At 70.7% G+C, this 23,327-nt stretch carries 25 protein-coding genes; 11 read left to right on the top strand and 14 right to left on the bottom strand.

Annotated elements, in window-relative coordinates; translation table 11 throughout:
- Positions 1 to 120 precede the first annotated feature (120 nt).
- From Q8A52_RS08670 to Q8A52_RS08655, 4 genes are all read right to left on the bottom strand, one after another.
- Positions 121 to 804, bottom strand: coding sequence for an ABC transporter ATP-binding protein (locus Q8A52_RS08670; protein ID WP_316747780.1), 684 nt, complete (start codon positions 802 to 804; stop codon positions 121 to 123).
- Between the two features lie 147 nt (positions 805 to 951).
- On the bottom strand, positions 952 to 2,421 hold the full coding sequence (locus Q8A52_RS08665) for an ABC transporter permease (protein WP_316747778.1): 1,470 nt from the start codon (positions 2,419 to 2,421) through the stop codon (positions 952 to 954).
- A gap of 172 nt (positions 2,422 to 2,593) precedes the next feature.
- On the bottom strand, positions 2,594 to 3,841 hold the full coding sequence (locus Q8A52_RS08660; RefSeq protein ID WP_316747776.1) for a L,D-transpeptidase: 1,248 nt from the start codon (positions 3,839 to 3,841) through the stop codon (positions 2,594 to 2,596).
- A 220-nt stretch (positions 3,842 to 4,061) separates the two neighbouring features.
- Positions 4,062 to 4,403 carry a hypothetical protein gene (locus Q8A52_RS08655; protein ID WP_316747774.1) on the bottom strand — a complete coding sequence of 114 codons (342 nt, stop codon included), beginning with the start codon at positions 4,401 to 4,403 and terminating at the stop codon, positions 4,062 to 4,064.
- Between the two features lie 110 nt (positions 4,404 to 4,513).
- Here Q8A52_RS08655 and Q8A52_RS08650 point away from each other — a divergent pair, with 110 nt between their 5' ends.
- Complete coding sequence (locus tag Q8A52_RS08650) at positions 4,514 to 4,831, top strand: LAETG motif-containing sortase-dependent surface protein (RefSeq protein WP_316747772.1); 318 nt, start codon at positions 4,514 to 4,516, stop codon at positions 4,829 to 4,831.
- A 41-nt stretch (positions 4,832 to 4,872) separates the two neighbouring features.
- Positions 4,873 to 5,664 (top strand): hypothetical protein, encoded by a 792-nt coding sequence (locus Q8A52_RS08645; RefSeq protein WP_316747770.1) that lies wholly within the window; start codon positions 4,873 to 4,875, stop codon positions 5,662 to 5,664.
- Between the two features lie 55 nt (positions 5,665 to 5,719).
- Here Q8A52_RS08645 and hutH read toward each other — a convergent pair whose 3' ends face one another.
- The 3 genes from hutH to Q8A52_RS08630 all read right to left on the bottom strand — a co-directional run bounded on the left by hutH (position 5,720) and on the right by Q8A52_RS08630 (position 9,367).
- On the bottom strand, positions 5,720 to 7,258 hold the full coding sequence (gene hutH, locus Q8A52_RS08640) for a histidine ammonia-lyase (RefSeq protein ID WP_316748730.1): 1,539 nt from the start codon (positions 7,256 to 7,258) through the stop codon (positions 5,720 to 5,722).
- 78 nt (positions 7,259 to 7,336) lie between these two features.
- Complete coding sequence (locus tag Q8A52_RS08635) at positions 7,337 to 8,479, bottom strand: GGDEF domain-containing protein (protein ID WP_316747769.1); 1,143 nt, start codon at positions 8,477 to 8,479, stop codon at positions 7,337 to 7,339.
- A gap of 93 nt (positions 8,480 to 8,572) precedes the next feature.
- Positions 8,573 to 9,367 carry an enoyl-CoA hydratase/isomerase family protein gene (locus Q8A52_RS08630; protein WP_316747766.1) on the bottom strand — a complete coding sequence of 265 codons (795 nt, stop codon included), beginning with the start codon at positions 9,365 to 9,367 and terminating at the stop codon, positions 8,573 to 8,575.
- Positions 9,368 to 9,709: 342 nt separating this feature from the next.
- Here Q8A52_RS08630 and Q8A52_RS08625 point away from each other — a divergent pair, with 342 nt between their 5' ends.
- The 3 genes from Q8A52_RS08625 (at position 9,710) to Q8A52_RS08615 (ending at position 11,326) form a co-directional block, all read left to right on the top strand.
- Entirely contained in the window at positions 9,710 to 10,294 is a 585-nt protein-coding gene (locus Q8A52_RS08625; RefSeq protein WP_316747764.1) for a hypothetical protein, read from the top strand.
- A 429-nt stretch (positions 10,295 to 10,723) separates the two neighbouring features.
- A complete protein-coding gene (locus Q8A52_RS08620; protein WP_316747762.1) occupies positions 10,724 to 10,981 on the top strand; it encodes a hypothetical protein in 258 nt (85 codons plus the stop codon).
- A 105-nt stretch (positions 10,982 to 11,086) separates the two neighbouring features.
- Complete coding sequence (locus Q8A52_RS08615) at positions 11,087 to 11,326, top strand: hypothetical protein (protein WP_316747760.1); 240 nt, start codon at positions 11,087 to 11,089, stop codon at positions 11,324 to 11,326.
- 33 nt (positions 11,327 to 11,359) lie between these two features.
- Here Q8A52_RS08615 and Q8A52_RS08610 read toward each other — a convergent pair whose 3' ends face one another.
- Complete coding sequence (locus Q8A52_RS08610; RefSeq protein WP_316747758.1) at positions 11,360 to 12,529, bottom strand: adenylate/guanylate cyclase domain-containing protein; 1,170 nt, start codon at positions 12,527 to 12,529, stop codon at positions 11,360 to 11,362.
- A 162-nt stretch (positions 12,530 to 12,691) separates the two neighbouring features.
- The gene (locus Q8A52_RS08605) at positions 12,692 to 13,558 is read right to left on the bottom strand and encodes a biotin--[acetyl-CoA-carboxylase] ligase (protein WP_316747756.1); all 867 of its coding nucleotides are present in this window, start codon (positions 13,556 to 13,558) and stop codon (positions 12,692 to 12,694) included.
- Between the two features lie 110 nt (positions 13,559 to 13,668).
- Between Q8A52_RS08605 and Q8A52_RS08600 the strand changes: the two genes are divergently transcribed.
- From Q8A52_RS08600 to Q8A52_RS08585, 4 genes are all read left to right on the top strand, one after another.
- Positions 13,669 to 15,261 (top strand): acyl-CoA carboxylase subunit beta, encoded by a 1,593-nt coding sequence (locus Q8A52_RS08600; protein WP_316747754.1) that lies wholly within the window; start codon positions 13,669 to 13,671, stop codon positions 15,259 to 15,261.
- A gap of 24 nt (positions 15,262 to 15,285) precedes the next feature.
- On the top strand, positions 15,286 to 15,495 hold the full coding sequence (locus Q8A52_RS08595) for an acyl-CoA carboxylase epsilon subunit (RefSeq protein WP_316747752.1): 210 nt from the start codon (positions 15,286 to 15,288) through the stop codon (positions 15,493 to 15,495).
- A 93-nt stretch (positions 15,496 to 15,588) separates the two neighbouring features.
- On the top strand, positions 15,589 to 15,717 hold the full coding sequence (gene mmpB / locus Q8A52_RS08590; protein ID WP_316747750.1) for a morphogenic membrane protein MmpB: 129 nt from the start codon (positions 15,589 to 15,591) through the stop codon (positions 15,715 to 15,717).
- Between the two features lie 278 nt (positions 15,718 to 15,995).
- On the top strand, positions 15,996 to 16,613 hold the full coding sequence (locus tag Q8A52_RS08585) for a Maf family protein (protein WP_316747747.1): 618 nt from the start codon (positions 15,996 to 15,998) through the stop codon (positions 16,611 to 16,613).
- Here the strand turns inward: Q8A52_RS08585 and Q8A52_RS08580 are convergent.
- Positions 16,585 to 17,199 carry a hypothetical protein gene (locus tag Q8A52_RS08580; protein WP_316747744.1) on the bottom strand — a complete coding sequence of 205 codons (615 nt, stop codon included), beginning with the start codon at positions 17,197 to 17,199 and terminating at the stop codon, positions 16,585 to 16,587. The genes Q8A52_RS08585 and Q8A52_RS08580 overlap by 29 nt on opposite strands.
- Positions 17,200 to 17,573: 374 nt before the next feature.
- On the opposite strand from Q8A52_RS08580, the gene Q8A52_RS08575 reads away from it, so the two are divergent.
- Positions 17,574 to 19,346: an acetyl/propionyl/methylcrotonyl-CoA carboxylase subunit alpha gene (locus tag Q8A52_RS08575; protein WP_316747742.1), complete on the top strand. Its 1,773-nt coding sequence runs from the start codon at positions 17,574 to 17,576 to the stop codon at positions 19,344 to 19,346.
- A 126-nt stretch (positions 19,347 to 19,472) separates the two neighbouring features.
- Here the strand turns inward: Q8A52_RS08575 and Q8A52_RS08570 are convergent, their stop codons facing one another.
- Positions 19,473 to 19,628: a hypothetical protein gene (locus tag Q8A52_RS08570; protein ID WP_316747740.1), complete on the bottom strand. Its 156-nt coding sequence runs from the start codon at positions 19,626 to 19,628 to the stop codon at positions 19,473 to 19,475.
- 78 nt (positions 19,629 to 19,706) lie between these two features.
- On the bottom strand, positions 19,707 to 19,844 hold the full coding sequence (locus tag Q8A52_RS08565; protein WP_316747738.1) for a hypothetical protein: 138 nt from the start codon (positions 19,842 to 19,844) through the stop codon (positions 19,707 to 19,709).
- Between the two features lie 201 nt (positions 19,845 to 20,045).
- Here Q8A52_RS08565 and Q8A52_RS08560 point away from each other — a divergent pair, with 201 nt between their 5' ends.
- Positions 20,046 to 20,591 carry a TetR/AcrR family transcriptional regulator gene (locus Q8A52_RS08560; RefSeq protein ID WP_316748728.1) on the top strand — a complete coding sequence of 182 codons (546 nt, stop codon included), beginning with the start codon at positions 20,046 to 20,048 and terminating at the stop codon, positions 20,589 to 20,591.
- A gap of 152 nt (positions 20,592 to 20,743) precedes the next feature.
- On the opposite strand, the gene Q8A52_RS08555 is transcribed toward Q8A52_RS08560, so the two are convergent.
- A complete protein-coding gene (locus Q8A52_RS08555) occupies positions 20,744 to 21,685 on the bottom strand; it encodes a DeoR/GlpR family DNA-binding transcription regulator (RefSeq protein ID WP_316747736.1) in 942 nt (313 codons plus the stop codon).
- Between the two features lie 166 nt (positions 21,686 to 21,851).
- Positions 21,852 to 23,300 (bottom strand): NAD(P)H-quinone dehydrogenase, encoded by a 1,449-nt coding sequence (locus tag Q8A52_RS08550; RefSeq protein ID WP_316747734.1) that lies wholly within the window; start codon positions 23,298 to 23,300, stop codon positions 21,852 to 21,854.
- Positions 23,301 to 23,327: the final 27 nt, after the last annotated feature.

Genomic DNA, 23,327 nt, shown 5'->3' with positions numbered 1-23,327 from the left:
ATAGATGAGGGGAGGGTGAGAAAGCGCTACCCGGAACTGTTACGCGCCGGGTGGAACACCGTTACAAAATCGGGAAGTTGAGCGCGTGCGATCGGTGTTATACGCCTCGTGTCCGGTCGACTACGCGCCCGCGTTCTCCTTCACGGTGATCTTCCCCTTGCGGATGGTCGCCAGGCGCGGGGCCCTCTTCGCGATCGCGGAGTCGTGGGTGACCATGATGAAGGTCAGCCCGAGCTCCTTCCACATGCGCTCGAGAACCTCCATGATCTCGTCACGCATGCCTTCGTCGAGGTTGCCGGTCGGTTCGTCGGCGAGCAGCACCTTGGGCTGCTTCACCAGGGCGCGGGCGATGGCGACGCGTTGCTGCTGCCCTCCGGACATCTCCGAGGGCAGGTGGCCAAGGCGTTCGCCGAGTCCGACCGACTTCAGCGCCTCCGCTGCTTGTTCGCGGCGGTCCTTCACCTTCACGCCGAGCGGTACGAGGGCGGTCTCGACGTTCTCCTGGGCGGTGAGGGTCGGGATCAGGTTGAAGGACTGGAAGACGAAGCCGATGCTCTCGCTGCGGACCTTGGTCAGCCGGGCCTCGGGGAGCTTGGCCAGGTCGGTGCCGTCGAGGACGACTTCGCCGGAAGTGGGGCGGTCGAGACCGCCGAGCATCTGGAGGAGAGTGGACTTGCCGCCGCCGGTGGGGCCCTGGATGACGAGTCTGTCTCCGTCGCCGATCGTGAGGTCTATGCCGTCCAGGGCGTGGATGGTGTCTTTGCCCCGGGTGTAGCGCTTGCTGACGTTTCTGAGGTCGTACATGGTGGCTCCTGGGAGGGTCCTGGGGTGGTGCGCGTCATCGTTCGGTGCGGCTGAGTGGGGGTCGTTCGCGCCCGCGCGGTGAAGCCGCATGTCGATACGGCCCCGCGCCCGTGAGTGGGATCGCTCAGCCGTGCCTTCAAGTGGCCGCTACTCCACGCGCCGCAATGCATCTGCCGGGCGCAGCCTCGACGCCCGCCAGCCCCCGAACGCTCCCGCGATCAGGCCGCCGGCCACCGCCAGGCCCACCGCGAGGAGGATCGTCGTCACGCTGACCGGTGCCGTGAGCGCGACCTCCAGGGTCTTTGCCGCCTGGCGGCCGGGGCCCGCGAAGCCGCCGCCGGGACCGCCACCGCCGGGGCCGCCGAAGCCGCCGCCCGTGCCGCCACCGAGTTGGGCCTGCAGGCTGGGGCTGATCGCGGTGACGACATACGCGCCCGCCAGGCCGAGCGCGATGCCGAGGGCGCCGCCGGCCAGACCGTTGACGACGGCCTCGCCGACCACCTGCCGGGTCACCCGGCCCGACTTCCAGCCCAGCGCCTTCAGTGTGCCGAACTCACGGACGCGCCGGGAGACCGCGGAGGAGGTGAGCAGACCGGCGACCAGGAAGGCCGCGACCAGCACCGCGATGGACAGCCACTTGCCGACGTTGGCGGCCAGGCTGGAGGCGGTGGACAGCGAGCCGGATACGGTCTTGGCGAGGTCGGCGGAGGTGGTGACCGTCGTGCCGGAGACGTTCTTCTGGATGGCGCTCTTGACGGTGTCGATCTGCTGCGAGTCGGTCGCCTTGACGTAGACCGTGGTGATCTTGTTCTTCTCGCCGGCCAGCGCCTGCGCCTGCTTGAGCGGGATGTAGAGGTTGGCCGCCGAGTCACCGCTGTCGGCGGTGGCGATGCCGATCACCTTGTACTTGACGCCCTTGATGGTGACCGTGGAGCCGACCTTGTACTTCTTCGTCCTGGCGTAGGCCGAGTCGGCGACGACGACCTTGGCGTTCGTCTCGGTCGTCCTGAAGGTGCGGCCGCTGGTGATCTTCGACGAGGTGAGCGGGCCGAGCACCGTCTTGGTGACGTCGGTGCCGTAGACCGTGTACTGGTTGATGTCGAAGTCGGCGCCGCCGCCCCGGACCTCACCCTGCGGCTGGCCGTTGCCCCCGCCGGGTCCGCCCTGCCGGTTGCCGCCCGCGTTCGGGTTCTGCCGGAACTGGCCGCGGGTGAACTGTCCGCTGACCTTCACCACGTTGAGGCTCAGTCCGCCGACGGCGGTGGAGACGCCCTTCTGGTCCGCGACCTCGGTGACGGTCGAGGAGGCGAGCGTGGTGAAGCCCTGCACCATGACCCGGTCGCTGCTCTGCGACTTGGAGTCGCCGTTGTTCTGCGCGTCGAACTGGAAACGCGGCCGCTGCGCGTTCCCGGTGGACACCGACGCCGCCTTGGTGACGGTCATGTCCGTACCGAGGCCGTAGAGCGACTGGAGGACCTTGTCCTGTGCCTTCCCCATGCCGTTGGACACGGAGTTGACCACGATGACCAGCGCTATGCCCAGCGCGAGACCGGAGGCGACGACGAGGGCCGCCTTTCTGCGGCGGCGCAGTTCGCGCCTCAGGTAGGTGAAGAACATGGCCCGCAAGCTAGGGACGCACCGTGATGACTCGATAAGGCCGCAATAAGAGAACGATGAGAAGGCTGTGGCCGACCCCAGAAGGGGCCCGGAAAGGCCCAGGAAGGGCCCGGAAACGCCGATGCCGCCCCTCGGCGGGGGCGGCATCGGTCAAGCTGCGGGATGGCTGTGCTCAGGCGGCCGAACCGGCCTTCCACTGCGCCCAGTCCATGTTCCAGCCGTTGAAGCCGTTGTCCGGCGCCACGGTCTTGTCGCCGGTGTTCTTGACGACGACCACGTCACCGAGGATCGAGTTGTTGTACATCCACGCGGCGGGCGTGTTCGGGTCGTTCGCGCCCTTGGTGTCCGACAGACCCACACAGCCGTGGCTGGTGTTGACGCTGCCGAAGATGGACTTCGCACCCCAGTAGTTGCCGTGCAGGAAGGTGCCGGAGCTGGTCAGGCGGATGGCGTGCGGCACGTCCTTGATGTCGTACTCGCCCTTGCCGTCGTCGTCGGTGAAGCCCACGGTCGCGCCGTTCATGCGCGTCTCCTTGAACTTCTCCGACATGACCATGATGCCCTGATACGTCTTGTTCTCGGGCGAACCGGCGGAGATCGGGATGGTCTTGATGGTCTTGCCGTCCTGCGTGACCTTCATCTGCTTGGTCTGCGCGTCGACGTAGGAGACCTGGTTGCGGCCGATGTGGAAGGTGACCGTCTTCTGCTGCACGCCGTAGACGCCGTTCGCACCCTGGACGCCGTCGAGCGCGAGCTTCAGCGTGACGGTGGAGTTCTCCTTCCAGTACGTCTCGGGGCGGAAGTCGATGCGGTTGGCGTTGAACCAGTGGCCGACGACCTCCTGGCCGCTGCTGGAGGTGACCGTGATGCCCTTCTGGACCGCGGCCTTGTTGGTGATCGCCTTGTCGAAGTTGATCGACACGGGCATGCCCACGCCGACGGTGGAGCCGTCCTCCGGCGTGAAGTTGCCTATGAAGCTGTTGGCCGGGGAGACCGTGGTGAACGAGGCGTTCTCGTGGGCGACGAGGCCCGCGGCGTCCTTGGCCTCGGCGGCGACCTTGTAGCTGGTGGAACGCTCCAGCTGACCGGTCGGCTTCCAGCTCTTCTTGTCGGCGGACAGCGCGCCGGCGACGGTCTTGCCGTCGGTGGTGGTCATGCTGACGCTGGTCAGCGTGCCCTTGCTGACCGTGACGGCGGCGGAGTTGTTGATGGAGGCGTTGTTCGAGCCGTCCTTGGGCGTGATCGTGATCTGGGCCTCGGAGGACTTCTTGGCTGCCGCCTCGTCCGCCTTCGCCTGCGAGGTGTCGCCGCCGGTGCCGGAGGCCTTGTCGTCGCCGCCGGAACAGGCCGTGAGCACCAGAACACCGCCGAGCAGTGCGGACGCGGCCATCAGGCCCTTGCGCCGCTTACTGTCCGTCATCACACGCTTCTCCATCGTTGCCGAATCCGCGAAACACCGAGCCCCCGGCTCAAGAACCTTCAACGCTACGGCCGACTCGCCCCGTTCCACATACACCGGATGTGTGGGCCACACCACGTCCGCCGGGGCGGGGGTGGTGCGGAGTCCGCTCGTGCGCCCCCTGAGACGACGAAACCCCGGACGGCGGTTGCCGCCCGGGGTCACGAATTCCCCAGAACGCTCAGCCGATGCCCTCTTCCTCGTCCTCCTCGACATCATCGTCGTCGAGGTCCCAGTCCGGCGAGTCGGGGTCGTACTCGATCCGCTCGCTGGACCAGGAGGCCTGCTGGAGCTCGACCCCGGGCACCTCACTGACCAGGTCGAACGGATCCACGAGATACGCGATGGCCTCGGCGGTGTCTTCCGTCACAGCCCCTTCGGCGTGCGTCCGCTCCTCGTCCGGCATCTCGGTGTCACCGGCGAGGCGCTGCAGCGCCCGCTTCGTCACGGCGTCCGCGTCCTCGATCTCGAGGACCAGCTCCACCCGAAGGCGTACAAAACGTGATGTCTCTGGAGTGCTCATGCCCGGAGCGTACGACCGAAACCTCCCGTGACTTTCCCGTGACCCGCGATTTTCACTAACATCGCCCCACACGGCCAATTCGCCAGCGTCACAAGGGGGATCGATATTCCGTGTCATCCGCTCGCCGCTCGTTGCTGACCGCCACCGCCGCGGGGACCCTGCTGGGCGCCCTGTGGTTCGTCCCGTCCGCCAATGCGTCGCAGGACGCCCCGGCGAGAGCGGAGACTTCGGCGACGCAGGTCACCCAGCAGGCCAGGGCGATGTCGGAGGCGACCACGGAGACCGCGGCGGACGCGGCGGACGGCACCCAACTGGCCGACACGGGAAGCCCGGACACCACGCCCTATGTCGTCGGCGGAACGCTCTTCCTCGCCGTGGGTGCGGGTTTTGTGGTGTATTCGGTGCGCCGGGAACGCTTGGGTTTTTAAATTACTTGACGATTCTTTGACTCAAGTCTCATAGTCCGATCATGAAGAGATCATCGGGCGTGCGGCTGTGCGCCACCGCCGCAGTGAGCGTGCTGTCGCTCGCCCTTGTCACGGGCTGTTCCGACGGGGGTTCCAAGGACTCCGGAGGCTCCGGGGACGCCAAGGGGTCGGAACCGGCCACGAAGGCGCTGAGCGCCGCGGAGTTGAAGAAGCTGATCCTCGCTCAGGGCGAGGTGGACGGGTACAAGGTCACCCCCGCGAAGACGGACTCGGTCAGGAAGACGGCCAAGGCCGACGCCGCCCAGTGCGAGCCGCTTCTCGACTCCCTGAGCGGCCGCGGGCCGGGCGGCGCGGTGACGCAGACCGGCCGCACGGTCATGGAGGACAAGAAGGACCCCACGGACGACGCGACGTCCATGGGCGACCTGGCCGACGGCAAGTTCGAGGACGCGATCAACAAGTCCCTGGACCGGGACGTCACCATCCTCGGCCTGGCCTCGTACGACGGGGACGGGGCCGAGAAGGCGCTGAAGTCGGTCTCCGACGCGGTCAAGGGCTGCTCGGGCGGCTTCACCGCGACCGTGGGCAGCGACAAGCAGAAGTACACCAAGATCGCCGAGGAGAAGTCCTCGGGCACGGGCGACGAGTCGGTGGCGTTCGCCGCGACCGCCGACATGGAGGACGGGGACGCCGCTCCGGTCCACGTCGAGGTCGTGCGCCACAAGAACACCCTCGTGACCTACTACACGATGAACATCGGCGCGATGATGTCCAAGAAGGCCTACGCGGTGCCGCCCGTGGTCATCAAGGCCCAGGCGGCCAAGCTCAAGTGACGTAGGAGACGCAAGAGGGGCCCGTCCGAAGACAGGGCCCCTCTTCGTTCCGTGCCTACAGGAGCGGTCCGGTGACCTTCTCCGCGGCGGCGACGAGCCCGCCGCCCCGCACGAACGCGTCGGCGGCCGCGAGGTCGGGCGCCAGGAACCGGTCCGGACCGGGGCCCTCGACACCGGCCGCCCGTACGGCCTCGATGACGGACTGCGACGCCGGGGCCGGGGCGAGGCCCTCGCGCAGCTCGATGGCGCGGGTGGCGGCGTAGAGCTCGACGGCGATGATCCGGGTCAGGTTGTCGACGGCGGTGCGCAGCTTGCGCGCGGCCGACCAGCCCATGGAGACGTGGTCCTCCTGCATGGCGGAGGACGGGATCGAGTCCGCGGAGGCCGGTACGGCGAGCCGCTTCATCTCGCTGACCAGGGCGGCCTGGGTGTACTGGGCGATCATGAGCCCGGAGTCGACGCCCGCGTCGTCCGCGAGGAACGGCGGCAGGCCGTGGCTGCGGTTCTTGTCGAGCAGCCGGTCGGTGCGGCGCTCGGCGATGGAGCCGAGGTCGGCGGCGGCGATGGCGAGGAAGTCCAGGACGTAGGCGACCGGGGCGCCGTGGAAGTTGCCGTTGGACTCGACGCGGCCGTCGGGCAGCACGACCGGGTTGTCGACGGCGGAGGCCAGCTCGCGCTCGGCGACCAGCCGGGCGTGCGCGAGGGTGTCACGGCCGGCGCCGGCGACCTGCGGGGCGCAGCGCACGGAGTACGCGTCCTGGACGCGGGGCGCGTCGTCCTGGTGGTGGCCGGTGAGCTGTGAACCCTTGAGCACGGCCAGCATGTTGGCGGCGGAGGCGCCCTGGCCCGGGTGCGGGCGGATGGCGTGCAGCTCGGGGGCGAGCACCTTGTCCGTGCCGAGCAGCGCCTCCAGGCTGAGGGCGGCGGTGATGTCGGCGGACTTGTAGAGCATCTCGAGGTCGTCGAGGGCCATGAACAGCATGCCGAGCATGCCGTCGGTGCCGTTGAGGAGGGCGAGGCCCTCCTTCTCGCGCAGCTCGACGGGGGCGATGCCGTGCTCGGCCAGGAGTTCACCGGCGGGGCGGACGGTCCCGTCGGGTCCCTCGGCGTCGCCCTCGCCCATGAGCGTGAGGGCGCAGTGGGAGAGGGGGGCCAGGTCGCCGGAGCAGCCGAGGGAGCCGTACTCGTGCACGACCGGGGTGATGCCCGCGTTCAGCACGTCGGCCATGGTCTGGGCGACCTCGGGCCGCACGCCCGTGTGTCCCGAGCAGACGGTCTTGAGCCGCAGGAACATCAGGGCTCGGACGACCTCCCGCTCGACGCGCGGACCCATGCCGGCGGCGTGCGAGCGGACGATGTTGCGCTGCAGCTGGGCGCGCAGTTCCTGGCTGATGTGCCGGGTCGCCAGGGCGCCGAAGCCGGTGCTTACGCCGTAGACCGGTTCCGGCTTGGCCGCCAGCGCGTCCACGATCTCCCGGGCCGCCGCGAGGGCCGCCACCGCCTCCGGGGAGAGCTCGACCCGGGCGCCGCCGCGCGCCACGGCGAGAACGTCGGACGCCGTGAGACCGGACGTCCCCACCACCACAGTGTGCATATCCATATTCAGGAGCGTACGCATTGAATGCGACGATGTCACTAGTGGGGAACGGGGTTGCCCCTTACCCGGTTCACGTCACGGCCGGCGCCCACGGAAGGCGCGCCGCTCGGCCCGCTCCGGGGGCGGGGTGTCCGCGAGCCGTACGACCGGGTCGTCCGGGCCCTCGCGGCCGGCCACGACCGGCTTCTCGGCACGGACCGCCTTGGCCCGGTACTGGGCCGCGTCCGCGAGCCGGAAGAGACGGCGCGCGGAGCGGACCGGCCCGATGGGCTCGTCCGTCGAGGCGACCCCGCACGCGACCCCCTCGCCCAGTTCCAACTCCGCGGCGCGACGGCACAGTTCGTCCGCCGCCTTGACCACGTCGTCCGCGGGCGGGCCGATCGCGAGGAGACAGAACTCGTCGCCGCCCAGGCGCGCCGCGAGAGTCCCGGGCAGCATCGCGCCGCACAGCGACAGCACCGAGCCGAAGCGCTCCAGGAGGCGGTCCCCGACCGCGTGCCCCTGCGTGTCGTTGACACGTTTGAGCCCGTTCAGATCGCAGACGACGAGGCTCACCACGACCCCCTCCCTGCGGTGCAGTTCGATGGCCTCGTCGAGGCGTACGTCGACGGCGCGCCGGTTGGCGAGACCGGTGAGCGAATCCGTGTACGCCAGCCGCCGGGCCTCCTCCAGCCGCTCGGTCTGTGCGATGCCGGCCGCGACCACGGCCGCCAGCACGGTGGCGAAGTCGGCGTCGCCCCGGCCGAAGACGGGGACACCGACCTGGCGGGCCACATACAGCTCGCCCCAGGCGCGGCCGTGCAGCACGACCGGGGCGACCACACAGCAGCCCCGGCCGCGGCGGCGCAGGGCGGCGACGCGCTGGTGGAAGTAGCCGGGGCGCCCGGCGGCGGGACCCTCGGCCGTCTCCACCCAGGCGTTCGGCCCGCCGCCGCCCGCCCACCGCTCGTGCAGAAACTCGGTGATCTCGGGGAACTGGTGCACCGGGTAGGACTCGGCCTCCGGGAACTCCTCCTCGTCCGAGGCCCGCTCCCCCACGTTCACGAGGACCTTCAGCCGTCCGAGATCACGCTCCCACACCGACAACGCGGCAAAGCTCCCGTCGAGCGCACGGCACGCGCCGAGCGCCGCTGCGCGCCATGACTCGCGCGGGGTGTGCGCCGCCGCCATCCCCTGCGCCAGCGCCACGACCGCCGTGAGCCGCTCGTCCTCACCCATCACTCCAGGTTAGGGATTTTCTGGACGAACAGGGACATCGGTGAGGCGATCAGGTGGAGGACCTGACCTCGCCCGAGCCCTGCCTGGGCAGGGTCACTCCCCCGGCCACTGCGGCTTCCGCTTCTCGTTGAACGCCGCCACGCCCTCCGCCCGGTCGCCCGAGAACGCCACCGCACGCCAGGCCGCGTCCTCGACCTCCAGGCCGGTGCGCAGATCCAGCCCGTGCCCGAGGCGCAGCGCCCGCTTTGCCGCGCGCAGACCGACCGGGGAGTTGCCGGCGATCCGGTCGGCCAGGGCCAGCGCCTCCTCCCGGTCGCGGCCCTCGTCGACCAACTGGTCCACCAGCCCGAGCTCGTGCGCCTCGGCCGCCTCCACACGCCGCGCCGAGAAGATCAGCTCGGCCGCCCGCGCGGCCCCGACCCGCCGCGGCAGCAGCTGCGTACCGCCGCCGCCCGGAATCACCCCGACGGACACCTCGGGCAGCCCCACCACGGCGGTACGGTCGGCCACGATCAGGTCACAGGACAGCGCCAGCTCGAAGCCGCCGCCCAGCGCGAAGCCGTGCACCGCGGCGATCGCCGGCATCGGCAGCTCCAGCACTCCGGTGTACGCGCCCCGCGTCAGCGGCCGCTGCCGCACCAGGTCCGCATCGGTGAAGGAGTTCCGCTCCTTCAGGTCGGCCCCGACGCAGAACGCCCGCTCGTGCGTCGACGTCAGGACGACCACCCGCGCGTCCTTGTCGGCGGCGAGCGCCGCGCACGCGCTCCCGATGGACCGGGCCATCTCGGTGGAGACGGCGTTCATCGCCTTGGGCCGGTCCAGCACGAGCTCCGCGACCTGCCCGTGTCGCCGCACCAGCACGAACTCCCCGAACCGCTCCTCGCTCATGACACCCTCCGGTCGACGTGTTAACGCGGGTTAACTTCCTGTGCCCCGATCATCGCAGCCGGCCCCGGCCGGGAAAAGAGCCGGCCCGGTTGTCCCCGTTCGAGTGACTTCCCGGCCGACTACCGCCGTACCGCCCGCGGGAGCGCATAGCGTGCGCTCCGCCACGGCGCATCGGGGGGCGCGCAGCGGGGAGGGATCGCGATGGCGGACACAGGGACAACGGGTATGGCAACAACCGGCACAGGAACAGCCGACACGGGAACAACCGGCACGGGAACACAGCGCACCGAAGCGGCGGGAGCGTGTGCGGAAACGTTCAGGGACGCGGATGCGACCACCGCCGTGTCCGTCCCCCGCCGCGGCCGCCACCGCCGGCCCCGCCCGCGCAAGGCCCTGCTCGCTGCCGGAGGGCTCGTCCTGGCCGCCGGTGTCATCAGCCTCGTACGCATATCTCCGGATTCCGGGGTCGGCGGCCCGGGCACCGCCGAGGCGGAACCCCGGCTGGATCCGGGCGGCGGCACCGACCGGTCGCCGGCGGACCCGGCCGCCTCCGCGGGGACCGCACCGACGGCTCCGCCCTCGGCGACCTCCGTCATGGGCGGGGTGAGCGCCACGCCCACCGCCTCACCCCTTCCGACGGACGTCCCCACGACGATCCCGACCGCCGTCACACGGACGACGCACGGCCCTACGCACGGCCCGACGCCTGCGCACACCACCCCGGCACCGGCCACGACACCCCCGGCCGCCCCGCGTCCCGACCCCACACCGACACCGGAACCCAGCCACCCCACGACCGCCCCGGCCCCGCAGCCGAGTCACGGCGGAGGTCTGTGCGTGCCGGTCATCGGGCTGTGCGTGGACGGCCTGGAGCCCAGCGCGCACCAGACCCCGCCCGCACGCAACCACCACGCAATCCGTTCATGATCTCTTCGCCGGCCGGCCATGCCCCCTGCCGGTCTGACGTCGGTGGAGTGGTGGCCGGTTGGGCAGGTGGTGGGCGGCGCGCAGTGCCGCGGCCTGCTGCTGGGCCTTCCGGGCGGCGCCGGCCGCCGGGATCGACACCGGTGCGTGCCGGGTGTTACCACCACTCAGCAGTGGACGTACTACGACAGCCGGCTGGGAGCGAGTCCGCGAAGCTGCTTCCGCGCTCCGCCGCGAGCAGGTCGACCTGCTCGCCGGCGCGGCCTCGCCGCAGCAGCTGTTGCTGGAAGGACTGGGCCGCACCAGTGACCACTGGGCGGAGGCGCTGGAGATTCTCCGCGGCGACCCGTACTACATCGACGGCGCGATCCTGCGCGAGGTCATGGCGCTGAGCCTGTCCCACCGCTGGTGCGGTCAGGCCGCGACGTGGCGATGCAGGCTCCGAAGGAAGTCGTCGTCGAGCATCTCGCGGACCTCGTCCGTGACCTGCTCGACGCCGACGACGCGGACGAGGATGCCTACGACACCTCCCGCCGGCTCGCCGAAGCGCTCGAGGCGATGCGGGCATGGGCCGTGCTGGCGGCGCTGGTGCGACGGGCGTCGACACACTCATCGCCCGATGTGCGAGAGGTCGCGGATGATTACGTCGCCGTCTTCGAGGACATCGAAGCGGCCTTGCACAGCAGATGAGCGAGCCGGGCGACTGGCGGGGAGACGGACTCCGAGGAGCACCGGGCCTGGCGGGTCGTCTTCAACGAGGACTGGACCGGCCCGGACCTCAACACCCCGTGTCCGGTGTGTGGTGTCCGTGCGCTGCACCGCTCGTACTTGCTGGAGGACACCGGCGCGAAGGTCTTCCGCGGGGTGTCCTTCAGGGGCCGCGGACGGCTGTGGGAGTGGTGCTCGACATGCCGGACGTTCGAGCACTGTCCCGACGGCTGTGTCCCCGACTGGTGGAGCGCCCCCTTCGACGTCTCGCCCGAGCTGCTGCGCCACGACCCGGGGCCCGTCGAGGAGGCGCGGAACGAGCGATGAGGGCGGGGGCGGTCGCGGAGCGCCCCGCCGCGGTCACGCGGATGCCGGCGGAACGTCCCGACGGGTGAGCAGCCACGGCTCGACCACGCCCAGGCCGCGGACCGGGCGTTGCCACATCGGCTGGAGGGCGAAGCGGTAGGTGGGGGGCTCTTCGCCCTCCTTCTCCGCCGCGGCGGCGGCCTCGGCCGCCTCCGCCTCCGAGGCGGGGGCCTCGCCGGTGCGGATGATCTCCTCGGCGAAGGCGCTGTCGACGAGGACCGCGTCGCGTGGCGCTATCGACGTCAGCCGCGAGGCGAGGTTCACCGTCGTACCGAAGACATCGCCCATCCGGGTCGTCACCGTGCCGAACGCCATGCCGACGCGCAGCTCGGGCATCGTCTCGTCGTTGGCCATGGTCTCCACCAGGCGCAGGGCGATGTCGGCGGCGGTGCCCGCGTCGTCGGCGGCGTAGAGGACTTCGTCGCCCAGCGTCTTGATGAGCCGGCCGCCGCGCGCGGCCACCAGGTCGGCGGCGGTGGTCTCGAAGGCCTCGACGAGCTCGCCGAGTTCCTCCTCCTCCATGCGGCGGGTCAGCCGTGTGAACCCGACGAGGTCGGCGAAGCCGACGGCGAGCCGCCGGTCGACCATCTCCTCGTCGTCGGCCCCCTGTACGACCCGGCCGGCCGAGGCGGCGAGCTGGCGGCGCCAGACGTAGACCAGGAACTCCTCCAGCTCGGGCAGCAGCAGCTCGACGATCGGGTACGTCACCTCGGTGCGCGTCATGCCCGGCTCGGGCGGCTCGGTCAGCCCCTCCAGGAAGGAGTCGATCTGCCACTCGGCCAGCCGGGCGGTGGTCTGCCCGGTGGACCGGGCCACCTGCACCGCCATCGCCTCGCTGAGCAGCCCCGCCTCGACGAGACCGGCGAGGCGGCGCAGGGCGAGCACGTCGGCCTCGGTCAGGGCCTTGGCCTGCCCGATGTCGGCGAAGCCCATGGCCCGCCAGAAGCGGGAGGCCAGCTCCATGGAGACACCGGCGCTGCGGGCCGCCTGGAACGGTGTGTAACGGCGCTCCGCGCCCAGGATGAGCGTTTCGAGGCGCAGGGCGAGCGGGTCTTCGCCGGCGTCGGCGGCGTGGGGTTCCTCCCGCTCGAGCGGTGTCGAGTGCGGGGGAGGGTCCACCCGGCCGTCCGCGCCCGCGCCGGAGCCCGAATCGTCGACGGTCACGCCTGCTGCCCTTCCGATCTGCCGCGGTCACGTATCGACCGGCCTCAACTCTACGGCAGGTGTGCGCCAGCTCACTCCGTCAGGTGGGGCCGACGGTGAGGTGTCCGGCGCAGGTGTGCCACCCGGCGTCCGTGCCGGGCCGCCCTGGGGGCCGCACCGTGCTCACGCAGGTCGCAGGTGCACGATGTCTCCTGCCCCGACCGGCTCCTGGACGCCGTTCTCCGTGGCCAGGATCAGCCTGCCGTCGCCGTCGATCGCCACGGCCTCGCCGACGATCGACCGGTCGCCCGGGAGCTCGGCCCGCACGACCCTTCCCAGCGTCGCGCAGCCCGCCGCGTACGTCTCCTGGAGACCGCTGGAGACCGGGTCACCCCCCGCCTCGCGCCAGCGGCCGTACCAGTCCTCCAGGGACCGCAGCACGGCCCGCAGCAGCGGATCCCGGTCCGTGCTCACGGCCCCTGCCAGCGCCAGCGAACCGGCCTGCGGCACCGGGAGCTCCTCGGCGCGGAGCGAGACGTTGATGCCGACGCCGACGACCACGCCGGCGTCCCCGGCCCGCTCCGCCAGGATCCCGCCGGTCTTGCGCTCCTCGTCACCCACGGTCACCAGGAGGTCATTGGGCCATTTGAGTGAGGTGTCCACCCCCGCCGACTGGGCAAGCCCCGTCGCCACGGCCACGCCGGTGAGCAGCGGCAGCCAGCCCCAGCGGGCCACCGGCACCTCGGCGGGGTTGAGCAGCACCGAGAAGAACAGGCCGGAGCGGGGCGGTGCCGTCCACTGGCGGTCCAGGCGGCCCCGGCCCGCCGTCTGCTCCTCGGCGACGAGCACCGCGCCCTCGGTGGCCTTCCCGGCCTCCGCGCGGGCGACCAGCTCGCTGTTGGTGGAGCCGATGCGCTGCACCACCTCCACGCCGGTCCACAGTCCGCCCTCCCGCACCAGACCTCGCAGCAGCGCGGCCGTGTTGAGGGGCGGGCGGTCCAGGTCGGACCACCGGTTGTCGTTCGCGTCTGAAGCATCTTGCGGCGTCATGCAAGCCACCCTAGGTGTGGTAAACGCCGCACTGCCGATTGATAGGCACCCCACTACGCTACGGATGAGTAACCGTCCCCCCTTTTGAGCAGGCAGGGAGCCGCATCCCGATGTCCGAGCCGGAAGAGATCGACATTCACACGACCGCGGGCAAGCTGGCGGACCTCCAGCGCCGTATCCAGGAAGCGACGCACGCCGGCTCGGAACGCGCCGTCGAGAAGCAGCACGCCAAGGGCAAGTTGACGGCCCGTGAGCGGATCGACCTGCTGCTTGACGAAGGGTCATTCGTCGAGCTCGACGAGTTCGCGCGCCACCGGTCCACCAACTTCGGCCTGGAGAAGAACCGCCCGTACGGCGACGGTGTCGTCACCGGGTACGGGACCGTCGACGGCCGTCCCGTCGCCGTCTTCTCGCAGGACTTCACCGTCTTCGGCGGCGCGCTCGGCGAGGTGTACGGCCAGAAGATCGTCAAGGTCATGGACTTCGCGCTGAAGACCGGCTGCCCGGTCATCGGCATCAACGACTCCGGCGGCGCCCGGATCCAGGAGGGCGTGGCTTCACTCGGCGCCTACGGCGAGATCTTCCGCCGCAACACCCACGCCTCGGGCGTCATCCCGCAGATCAGCCTCGTCGTGGGCCCCTGCGCGGGCGGCGCGGTCTACTCCCCCGCCATCACCGACTTCACGGTCATGGTCGACCAGACCTCGCACATGTTCATCACCGGCCCGGACGTCATCAAGACGGTCACCGGCGAGGACGTCGGCTTCGAGGAGCTGGGCGGCGCCCGCACCCACAACTCGGTCTCCGGCGTGGCGCATCACATGGCGGGCGACGAGAAGGACGCCATCGAGTACGTCAAGCAGCTGCTGTCGTACCTGCCGTCCAACAACCTCAGCGAGCCCCCGGTGTTCCCGGAGGAGGCGGACCTCGCCGTCACCGACGAGGACCGTGAGCTGGACACCATCGTCCCGGACAGCGCGAACCAGCCGTACGACATGCACACGGTGATCGAGCACATCCTGGACGACGCCGAGTTCTTCGAGACGCAGCCGCTGTTCGCACCGAACATCCTCACCGGCTTCGGCCGGGTGGAGGGGCACCCCGTCGGCATCGTCGCCAACCAGCCGATGCAGTTCGCCGGCTGCCTGGACATCCAGGCGAGCGAGAAGGCGGCCCGCTTCGTGCGGACCTGCGACGCCTTCAACATCCCGGTCCTCACGTTCGTGGACGTGCCCGGCTTCCTGCCCGGCGTCGACCAGGAGCACGACGGCATCATCCGGCGCGGCGCCAAGCTGATCTACGCGTACGCGGAGGCGACCGTCCCGCTGATCACGGTCATCACCCGCAAGGCCTTCGGCGGCGCCTACGACGTCATGGGCTCCAAGCACCTGGGTGCCGACATCAATCTGGCCTGGCCGACCGCGCAGATCGCCGTCATGGGCGCGCAGGGCGCGGTCAACATCCTGCACCGGCGGACCATCGCCGAGGCGGAGACCTCCGGAAACGGCGAGGCGACCCGTGCCCAGCTGATCCAGGAGTACGAGGACACCCTCCTCAACCCCTACATCGCGGCCGAGCGCGGCTACGTCGACTCGGTGATCATGCCGTCGGACACCCGCCGCCACGTCGTACGCGGCCTGCGTCAGCTGCGCACCAAGCGGGAATCCCTGCCTCCGAAGAAGCACGGCAACATCCCCCTCTAGGCCCCGCTGACCTTTGGAGCGGTCATGAACATCAAGGTCGTACGAGGCAACCCCACCCCGGAGGAGCTGGCCGCCGCCCTGGCGGTGGTCCGCGCCCGCGCCGCGGCGGCAGCAGCAACGCCGCCCGGCGCGCCCGGCCCGAGGGACTCCTGGTCGGACCCCGCCCGCATCGCGGCCCACCGCGTCCCGCGGCCGGGCCCGGCGTCCTGGACCCGCACCTACTGGCCGGGGTAGGCGCGGCCCCCGCGCACGTCGGTGCAATGCGGGGTGGCGATTTGAGTACCCGTACTCAGGCCGACCGACCCCGCCAAGCCCCACGCTGGTGGCATGCTGTGGTCAGATCCGGAGAACGAGCCGCCCAAAGAACTGCGCGACATGCAGGAAATGCTGCGGCGGCTCGGCCTTCTCCTCGCCCTGGCCATGCTGCTCGGGATGATCGTGATCGGTCTGAGCTAGGGCCTGTCCGGCGGATCAGGTCGCAGCAAGGAAGCGGCATCCGATCGGCGCAGGTGAGTGGGGTCTGGCGCGTCCAGCTGCAAGGCGGAGGAAGGAGTCGACGCGATGGGGGTCCCCCTGCTCGAGCGAAGCCGAGAGCTTGGGGGCGTCGGCGACTGACGACAACGCCTGGGGGTCCCCCCTGCTCGCAGAGCTTGGGGGAGGGCGTGCCAGACCCCGCGTCTGCGGCATGATCCGCCGGAAAGGACCTAGCGCAGCGACCCCGCTAACCTGACCGCATGACTGCCAACCCGCGCAGGCGAGTCGTGCTCGCCTCTCAGTCGCCCGCCCGGCTCGGACTGCTCAGGCAGGCCGGGCTCGAACCCGAGGTGATCGTCAGTGGGGTCGACGAGGACGCGATCACCGCGCCCACGCCCGCCGAGCTGGCGCTCGCCCTCGCCGAGGCGAAGGCCTCCGTGGTCGCGGCGAAGCCGGAGGTGCTGGGCGCCCTGGTGATCGGCTGCGACTCGGTGCTGGAGCTGGACGGCCAGGCGCTGGGCAAGCCCGCGGACGCCGAGGAGGCCACCGCCCGCTGGAAGGCGATGCGGGGGCGCGCGGGGACGCTCCAGACGGGGCACTGCATCTGGGACACGGCGAACAAGCGGTACGCGTCCGGGACCGCGTCCACCGTCGTGCACTTCGGCGAGCCGACGGACGCGGAGATCGCCGCCTACGTCGCCTCCGGAGAGCCGCTCTACGTCGCCGGGGCGTTCACCCTGGACGGCCGCTCGGCCCCGTTCATCAGGGGCATCGACGGCGACCACGGCAACGTGATCGGGATCAGCCTGCCCCTCGTCCGGCAGCTGCTGGCCGAACTGGGCATCGGCATCACGGAGTTGTGGGCGCCGGCGGAGTGACCTCAGCGGCGGGGGTGCCGGGGGCGGCCAGGGCCGGGACGTCGTCCTGCGGCTCCTCCGCCTCGCCCCCGCCCTTCGGCCCCTCGAGCTCGCCCTTCGGCTCCTGCGGGCCTTCCACGCCCTCCGGGGCCCCCTTGGCCTCCGGCGTGTCGCCGCCCCGGGGAGCGCCGCCGGGCGCCGTCTCCGCCGCGCCGTCCTGACGGTCGTACGTCATCAGGAGCAGCACGATCAGCCCCAGGACGACCATCATGAACACGAACGCGCTCCAGCCCACCAGCCCCCAGGTGAACGCGCCCAGCAGCCCGTGCACCACGGCGATGCTGATGAGCAGCACGCGGCCGAAGCCGGCCGGGGCGCGGTTGCGTATCGCCACGAGCAGGGCGACCAGGGCGCACAGCGCGAAGTAGAGGCCGAAGACCACCCCGCCGATCTTCGAGGAACTCGCCATCATGTCCGGGTCGAGGCCGGCCAGCGACATCTCCTGCCGGTCGACGACCACCCCCAGGAACCAGTTGAGTGCCGCGATGCCGAGCCCTTCGGCGAAGAGGACGACCGCCACGACCCACGCCACCGGTCTGCGCACCACCGGTCCCACCCACTTTCGACCGCAGCCCGAGTCCGGCTGCTGTTACCTGAAGTACGTTCGAGACATCGCGAACGCTACTAACGGGTAAACCCGGGGACAAGGGTTCTGTCACGGGCAAAGAATCATTGGGCCATTCGTAGGGACTCGACAAAGAAACCGAGTGGGCCGCGGCACGCTCTCACAGAGACCTTGACCACACGGCGGGGCTAGGGTTTCCCGGAAGGGTCCTGCGTACCGAGGTGCGACAAGGGCTTTCGCGGGTCGAGCGAGCCTCGAATCACGCTCCGTGTGGGCAAGCTCACCATTGGGGACGGGTCGAAGTGCCGTGTCGGCAGTCCCTAAACTCGGCTTGTTTCAAGGAGGGAGCCTCAATCGTGCGCAAGGTGCTCATCGCCAACCGTGGCGAAATCGCTGTCCGCGTGGCCCGGGCCTGCCGGGACGCCGGGATCGCGAGCGTGGCCGTCTACGCCGACCCGGACCGGGACGCTCTGCATGTCCGCGCCGCGGATGAGGCGTTCGCCCTGGGCGGTGACACTCCGGCCACCAGCTACCTGGACATCGCGAAGGTCCTGAACGCCGCCCGTGAGTCCGGCGCGGACGCCATCCATCCCGGATACGGCTTCCTCTCCGAGAACGCGGAGTTCGCGCAGGCGGTCCTGGACGCGGGTCTGATCTGGATCGGCCCGCCGCCGCAGGCCATCCGCGATCTGGGTGACAAGGTGGCGGCCCGTCACATCGCGCAGCGCGCCGGCGCCCCGCTGGTCGCCGGTACGCCCGACCCGGTGAGCGGCGCCGACGAGGTCGTCGCCTTCGCCGAGGAGCACGGGCTGCCGATCGCCATCAAGGCCGCCTTCGGTGGCGGTGGCCGTGGTCTGAAGGTCGCCCGGACCCTCGAAGAGGTGCCGGAGCTGTACGAGTCCGCGGTGCGCGAGGCGGTCGCCGCCTTCGGTCGCGGCGAGTGCTTCGTGGAGCGCTACCTGGACAAGCCGCGGCACGTGGAGACCCAGTGCCTGGCCGACCAGCACGGCAACGTGGTCGTCGTGTCGACGCGTGACTGCTCGCTCCAGCGCCGCCACCAGAAGCTGGTCGAGGAGGCCCCGGCGCCGTTCCTGTCCGAGGCCCAGGTCGCCGAGCTGTACTCGTCCTCGAAGGCCATCCTGAAGGAGGCCGGCTACGTCGGTGCCGGCACGGTGGAGTTCCTGGTCGGCAACGACGGCACGATCTCCTTCCTGGAGGTCAACACCCGTCTGCAGGTCGAGCACCCGGTGACCGAGGAGGTCGCCGGCATCGACCTGGTGCGCGAGATGTTCCGCATCGCCGACGGTGAGGCGCTGGGCTACGACGACCCGCAGCTGCGCGGGCACTCGTTCGAGTTCCGGATCAACGGCGAGGACCCGGGGCGCAACTTCCTGCCGGCGCCCGGCACGGTGACCCGGTTCGACGCGCCGTCGGGTCCGGGGGTGCGGCTGGACGCGGGCGTGGAGTCCGGCGCGGTGATCGGCCCGGCCTGGGACTCGCTGCTCGCCAAGCTGATCGTCACCGGCCGTACCCGCGGGGAGGCTCTGGAGCGGGCCGCCCGTGCGCTGGAGGAGTTCCAGGTCGAGGGCATGGCCACGGCGATCCCGTTCCACCGTGCGGTGGTCAGGGACCCGGCGTTCGCGCCGGAGCTGGAGGGCTCGCAGGAGCCGTTCAAGGTCCACACGCGCTGGATCGAGACCGAGTTCGTCAACGAGATCAAGCCGTTCGCGGCCCCCGCCGACACCGAGGGGGACGAGGACACCGGCCGTGAGACGGTCGTCGTCGAGGTCGGCGGCAAGCGTCTCGAGGTCTCGCTGCCCGCGTCGCTCGGCATGACCCTGGCCCGCACGGGTCTGGCGGCGGGCGCCAAGCCGAAGCGCCGCGCGGCCAAGAAGTCGGGCCCGGTCGCCTCCGGCGACACCCTCGCCTCCCCGATGCAGGGCACGATCGTCAAGATCGCGGTCGAGGAGGGCCAGGAGGTCAAGGAGGGCGACCTGGTCGTCGTCCTCGAGGCCATGAAGATGGAGCAGCCGCTGAACGCGCACAAGGCCGGCACCATCAAGGGCCTGAGCGCCGAGGTCGGCGCGTCCATCACCTCGGGCGCGGCGATCTGCGAGATCAAGGACTGATCTCCGGGTACGTGCGTCGAGGCGCCCGGCGGACCGAAGCGGTCGGTCCGCCGGGCGTCTCGCTTTCCCCGTCCCCCGAGACGGTGGTCCACCCCGTTCGGGTCTAGCCGGTGCCGTGCCGGACGATCACCGGCCCGGCCCGCCGAAGGCCACGGCCATCAGCAGGAACGACCCGACGGTGATCGGCATCAGGCTGCCCGCGTAGCCGACGGCGTTGAGCGGCATGGATACCTCGACCGCGGCCAGGTCCCATCCCGCCGAGGCCACCAGATGGCGCCGCATGCCGGAAGGGCGGAAGTCCAGGTTGCAGCAGTGGGTCCGCTGCCACTGCCGTTCCCCGGCGACATCGCTGACCCGCCATCACCGGACGGCGTCCGCCGGGATCAGCTCAAGCAGTCCGGGCAGCGCCCGCTCCTGCAACTCCGCAAGGGAGCCTGCTTCTTCCAGGTCTCGTACGAGTGTCAGCACGCGCCGCGCGTCCGTACCGCTGATCTCCATCACACGCCCCGGCGCCGCTCTCGCCTTGTGAAGAAGGTACGGCTTCGACACCTTTGCGGGAGGCTGCTCGCATGTCCTCGATGGCATTCTGGAAGCAGTCGGGGGGCGCGAGGGAAGCAGGTGGAAGGCATGGGGGGCACGACCGCGGGGGAGGCCGCAGGGGCCCGGGACACGGCGGTGCCGCCCGTGGCCCCGCGCGCCATGCGCGCCGACGCCCGCCGCAACTACGAGCGGCTGCTCACCGAGGCCCGTGACGCGTTCGCCGAGCACGGCACGGACGCGTCGCTGGAGGACGTGGCCCGCCGGGCGGGCGTGGGAATCGGCACGCTGTACCGGCACTTCCCGAACCGGCAGGCGTTGATGAGCGCGGTCTTCGAGGACGCGGTGAGCGAGCTCCTCGCCCGCTCACGCGAACTGCTCAGCGCCCCCGAGCCGTGCTCGGCGCTGGTGACCTGGCTGCGCGAGATGGTCACGCACGCGGGTGAGTACCGCGGCCTGGCACGGGCCCTGCTGTCGGTGTCCACCGACTCCGGTTCCGCGCTGGCCCGTTGCAGCACCCCGATCCACGAGGCAGGTGGCGCACTGCTGGCGCGCGCCCAGCAGTCGGGCACCGTACGCCCCGACGTCTCGATCGGCGACCTCCTCCAACTGACCCACGCCATAGCGCTGGCGGCGGAGGAGTCGCCGGGAGACCCGAACTTGGCAGACCGCTTGCTGAGGCTGACGCTACGGGGCCTCGGGGCCTGAAGGGATACAGCCGCCCTTTTCAACACCGCAAGGGCAGCCGACCCAAGGGGCGCGGGGCTGTGACATTGTGCGGCTCCGCCGCGTGGGCGCGACCAGCCCCAGACAACCCGCACCCGCGCAACAAGAGGCACCCCACGGCGAAGAGGCGCCCCTCAACGCCGCCGCAGATCCGCAACACGGGCACGCTCGGCCCCCGCCGCCTGCTCCCCCAACACCGCGGCCGAACGCAGCGCAGCGGCCCGCCGAGGCCCCGGCAGGGCCACGTCCCGACGCTGGTGACGCGCCGGGACCTGATCACCCCCCGGGCTCCCCGACGCCCCGGCCACGGCGATCTGCACCCCCTGGTCGGCAAGGGCCTGGAGTTCGGTGGCCGCGCGGTCGTCATGGGTGGGCGGCTCGTCGGTCACCAGCCGGGTGATCACATCCGTGGGCACCGTCTGGAACATGGTGTCCGTGCCGAGCTTGGTGTGGTCGGCGAGGACCACGACCTCCGCCGCGGCCTGGACGAGCGCACGGTCGACGGACGCCGACAGCATGTTGGACGTGGACAGCCCGCGCTCGGCGGTCAGACCGCTCCCGGAGAGGAAGGCCTTGGAGACCCTGAGTCCCTGGAGGGACTGCTCGGCACCGGAGCCGACGAGGGCGTAGTTGGAGCCGCGCAGGGTGCCGCCGGTCATCACGACCTCCACGCGGTTGGCGTGCGCCAGCGCCTGGGCCACCAGCAGGGAGTTGGTGACGACGGTCAGACCGGGCACCCGGGCGAGCCGGCGGGCCAGTTCCTGGGTGGTGGTCCCCGCCCCGACCACGATGGCCTCGCCCTCTTCGACGAGACCCGCGGCGAGATCGGCGATGGCCGTCTTCTCGGCGGTCGCGAGATGAGACTTCTGCGGAAAGCCGGACTCCCGCGTGAACCCGCCCGGCAATACCGCACCGCCGTGCCGGCGGTCGAGGAGTCCTTCTGCCTCCAGTGCGCGCACGTCCCGCCGTACGGTCACTTCGGAGGTCTGGACGACGCGGGCGAGCTCACGGAGCGACACGGCCCCATTCGCTCGCACCATTTCGAGGATCAATTGGCGACGTTCTGCAGCGAACACGAAACTGACAGTAACCCCAACGACCGTCTGCTTTCAGCAGTTTGCGCCGAATAACAGAAGTTGTTCGCAAGGCAGGGTAGGAAGTGGTATAGGGCCTACCCACCCCGACTATGCCGTACGCATGCTCGACAACTCCACGTGAACAGCGGGGAGTCGGTTCCGGCCGTCAGGCCTCGCCCGTCGCCTTCCGGGTGTGGAGCTGGCGGGCCACCTCGGCGATCGACCCCGAAAGGGAGGGGTACACGGTGAAGGCGTTCGCGATCTGTTCGACCGTCAGATTGTTGTCGACGGCGATCGAGATCGGGTGGATCAGTTCCGAGGCGCGCGGGGAGACCACGACACCGCCGACCACGATGCCGGTGCCAGGACGGCAGAAGATCTTCACGAAGCCGTCGCGGATGCCCTGCATCTTGGCGCGCGGGTTGCGCAGCAGCGGAAGTTTCACGACACGCGCGTCGATCTTGCCTCCGTCGACGTCGGCCTGGGTGTAACCGACGGTGGCGATCTCCGGGTCGGTGAAGACGTTGGAGGAGACGGTCTTGAGGTTGAGCGGGGTCACCGCGTCGCCCAGGAAGTGGTACATGGCGATACGTCCCTGCATGGCGGCGACGGAGGCGAGGGCGAAGACGCCCGTCACGTCACCGGCCGCGTACACGCCGGGGGCGGTGGTGCGGGAGACCTTGTCGGTCCAGATGTGGCCGGAGTCGCGGAGCTTGACGCCCGCCTCCTCCAGTCCCAGCCCGGCGCTGTTGGGGATGGCGCCGACGGCCATGAGGCAGTGCGAGCCGGTGATCACGCGGCCGTCGGCGAGGGTGACCTCCACCTTGTCGCCGACACGCTTGGCGGACTGGGCACGGGAGCGAGCCATGACGTTCATGCCGCGGCGGCGGAAGACGTCCTCCAGGACGGCGGCGGCGTCCGGGTCCTCGCCGGGCAGCACGCGGTCGCGGGAGGAGACCAGGGTGACCTTGGAGCCGAGTGCCTGGTAGGCGCCCGCGAACTCGGCGCCGGTGACACCGGAGCCGACCACGATGAGCTCCTCGGGGAGCTCGGTGAGGTCGTAGACCTGGGTCCAGTTGAGGATGCGCTCGCCGTCGGGCTGGGCGTCGGGCAGCTCGCGCGGGTGACCGCCGGTGGCGATGAGCACGGCGTCGGCGGTGAGGGTCTCCTCGGTGCCGTCGGCGGCGGTGACGACGACCTTGCGGGAGCCGTCGAGGGCCTGCATGCCCTCCAGACGGCCGCGGCCGCGCATCACCCGGGCGCCGGCCCGGGTGACGGAGGCGGTGATGTCGTGGGACTGGGCGAGGGCGAGCCGCTTCACACGGCGGTTGACCTTGCCGAGGTCCACGCCGACCACCCGGGCCGCCTGCTCCAGCGGCGGGGTGTCGTCGGCGACGATGATGCCGAGTTCCTCGTACGACGAGTCGAAGGTGGTCATCACCTCGGCCGTAGCGATAAGGGTCTTCGACGGCACGCAGTCGGTCAGTACCGACGCTCCGCCCAGACCGTCGCAGTCGACGACGGTCACCTCCGCGCCGAGCTGCGCGGCCACCAGCGCCGCTTCGTATCCGCCGGGTCCGCCACCGATGATCACGATCCGAGTCACGTACCCCATTGTCCCGCACGCTTCAAGGTGCTACTG

This window comes from Streptomyces herbicida (assembly GCF_032656585.1).
Taxonomy (GTDB): domain Bacteria; phylum Actinomycetota; class Actinomycetes; order Streptomycetales; family Streptomycetaceae; genus Streptomyces; species Streptomyces herbicida.
This window is presented reverse-complemented; position numbering and strand designations above follow the sequence as displayed.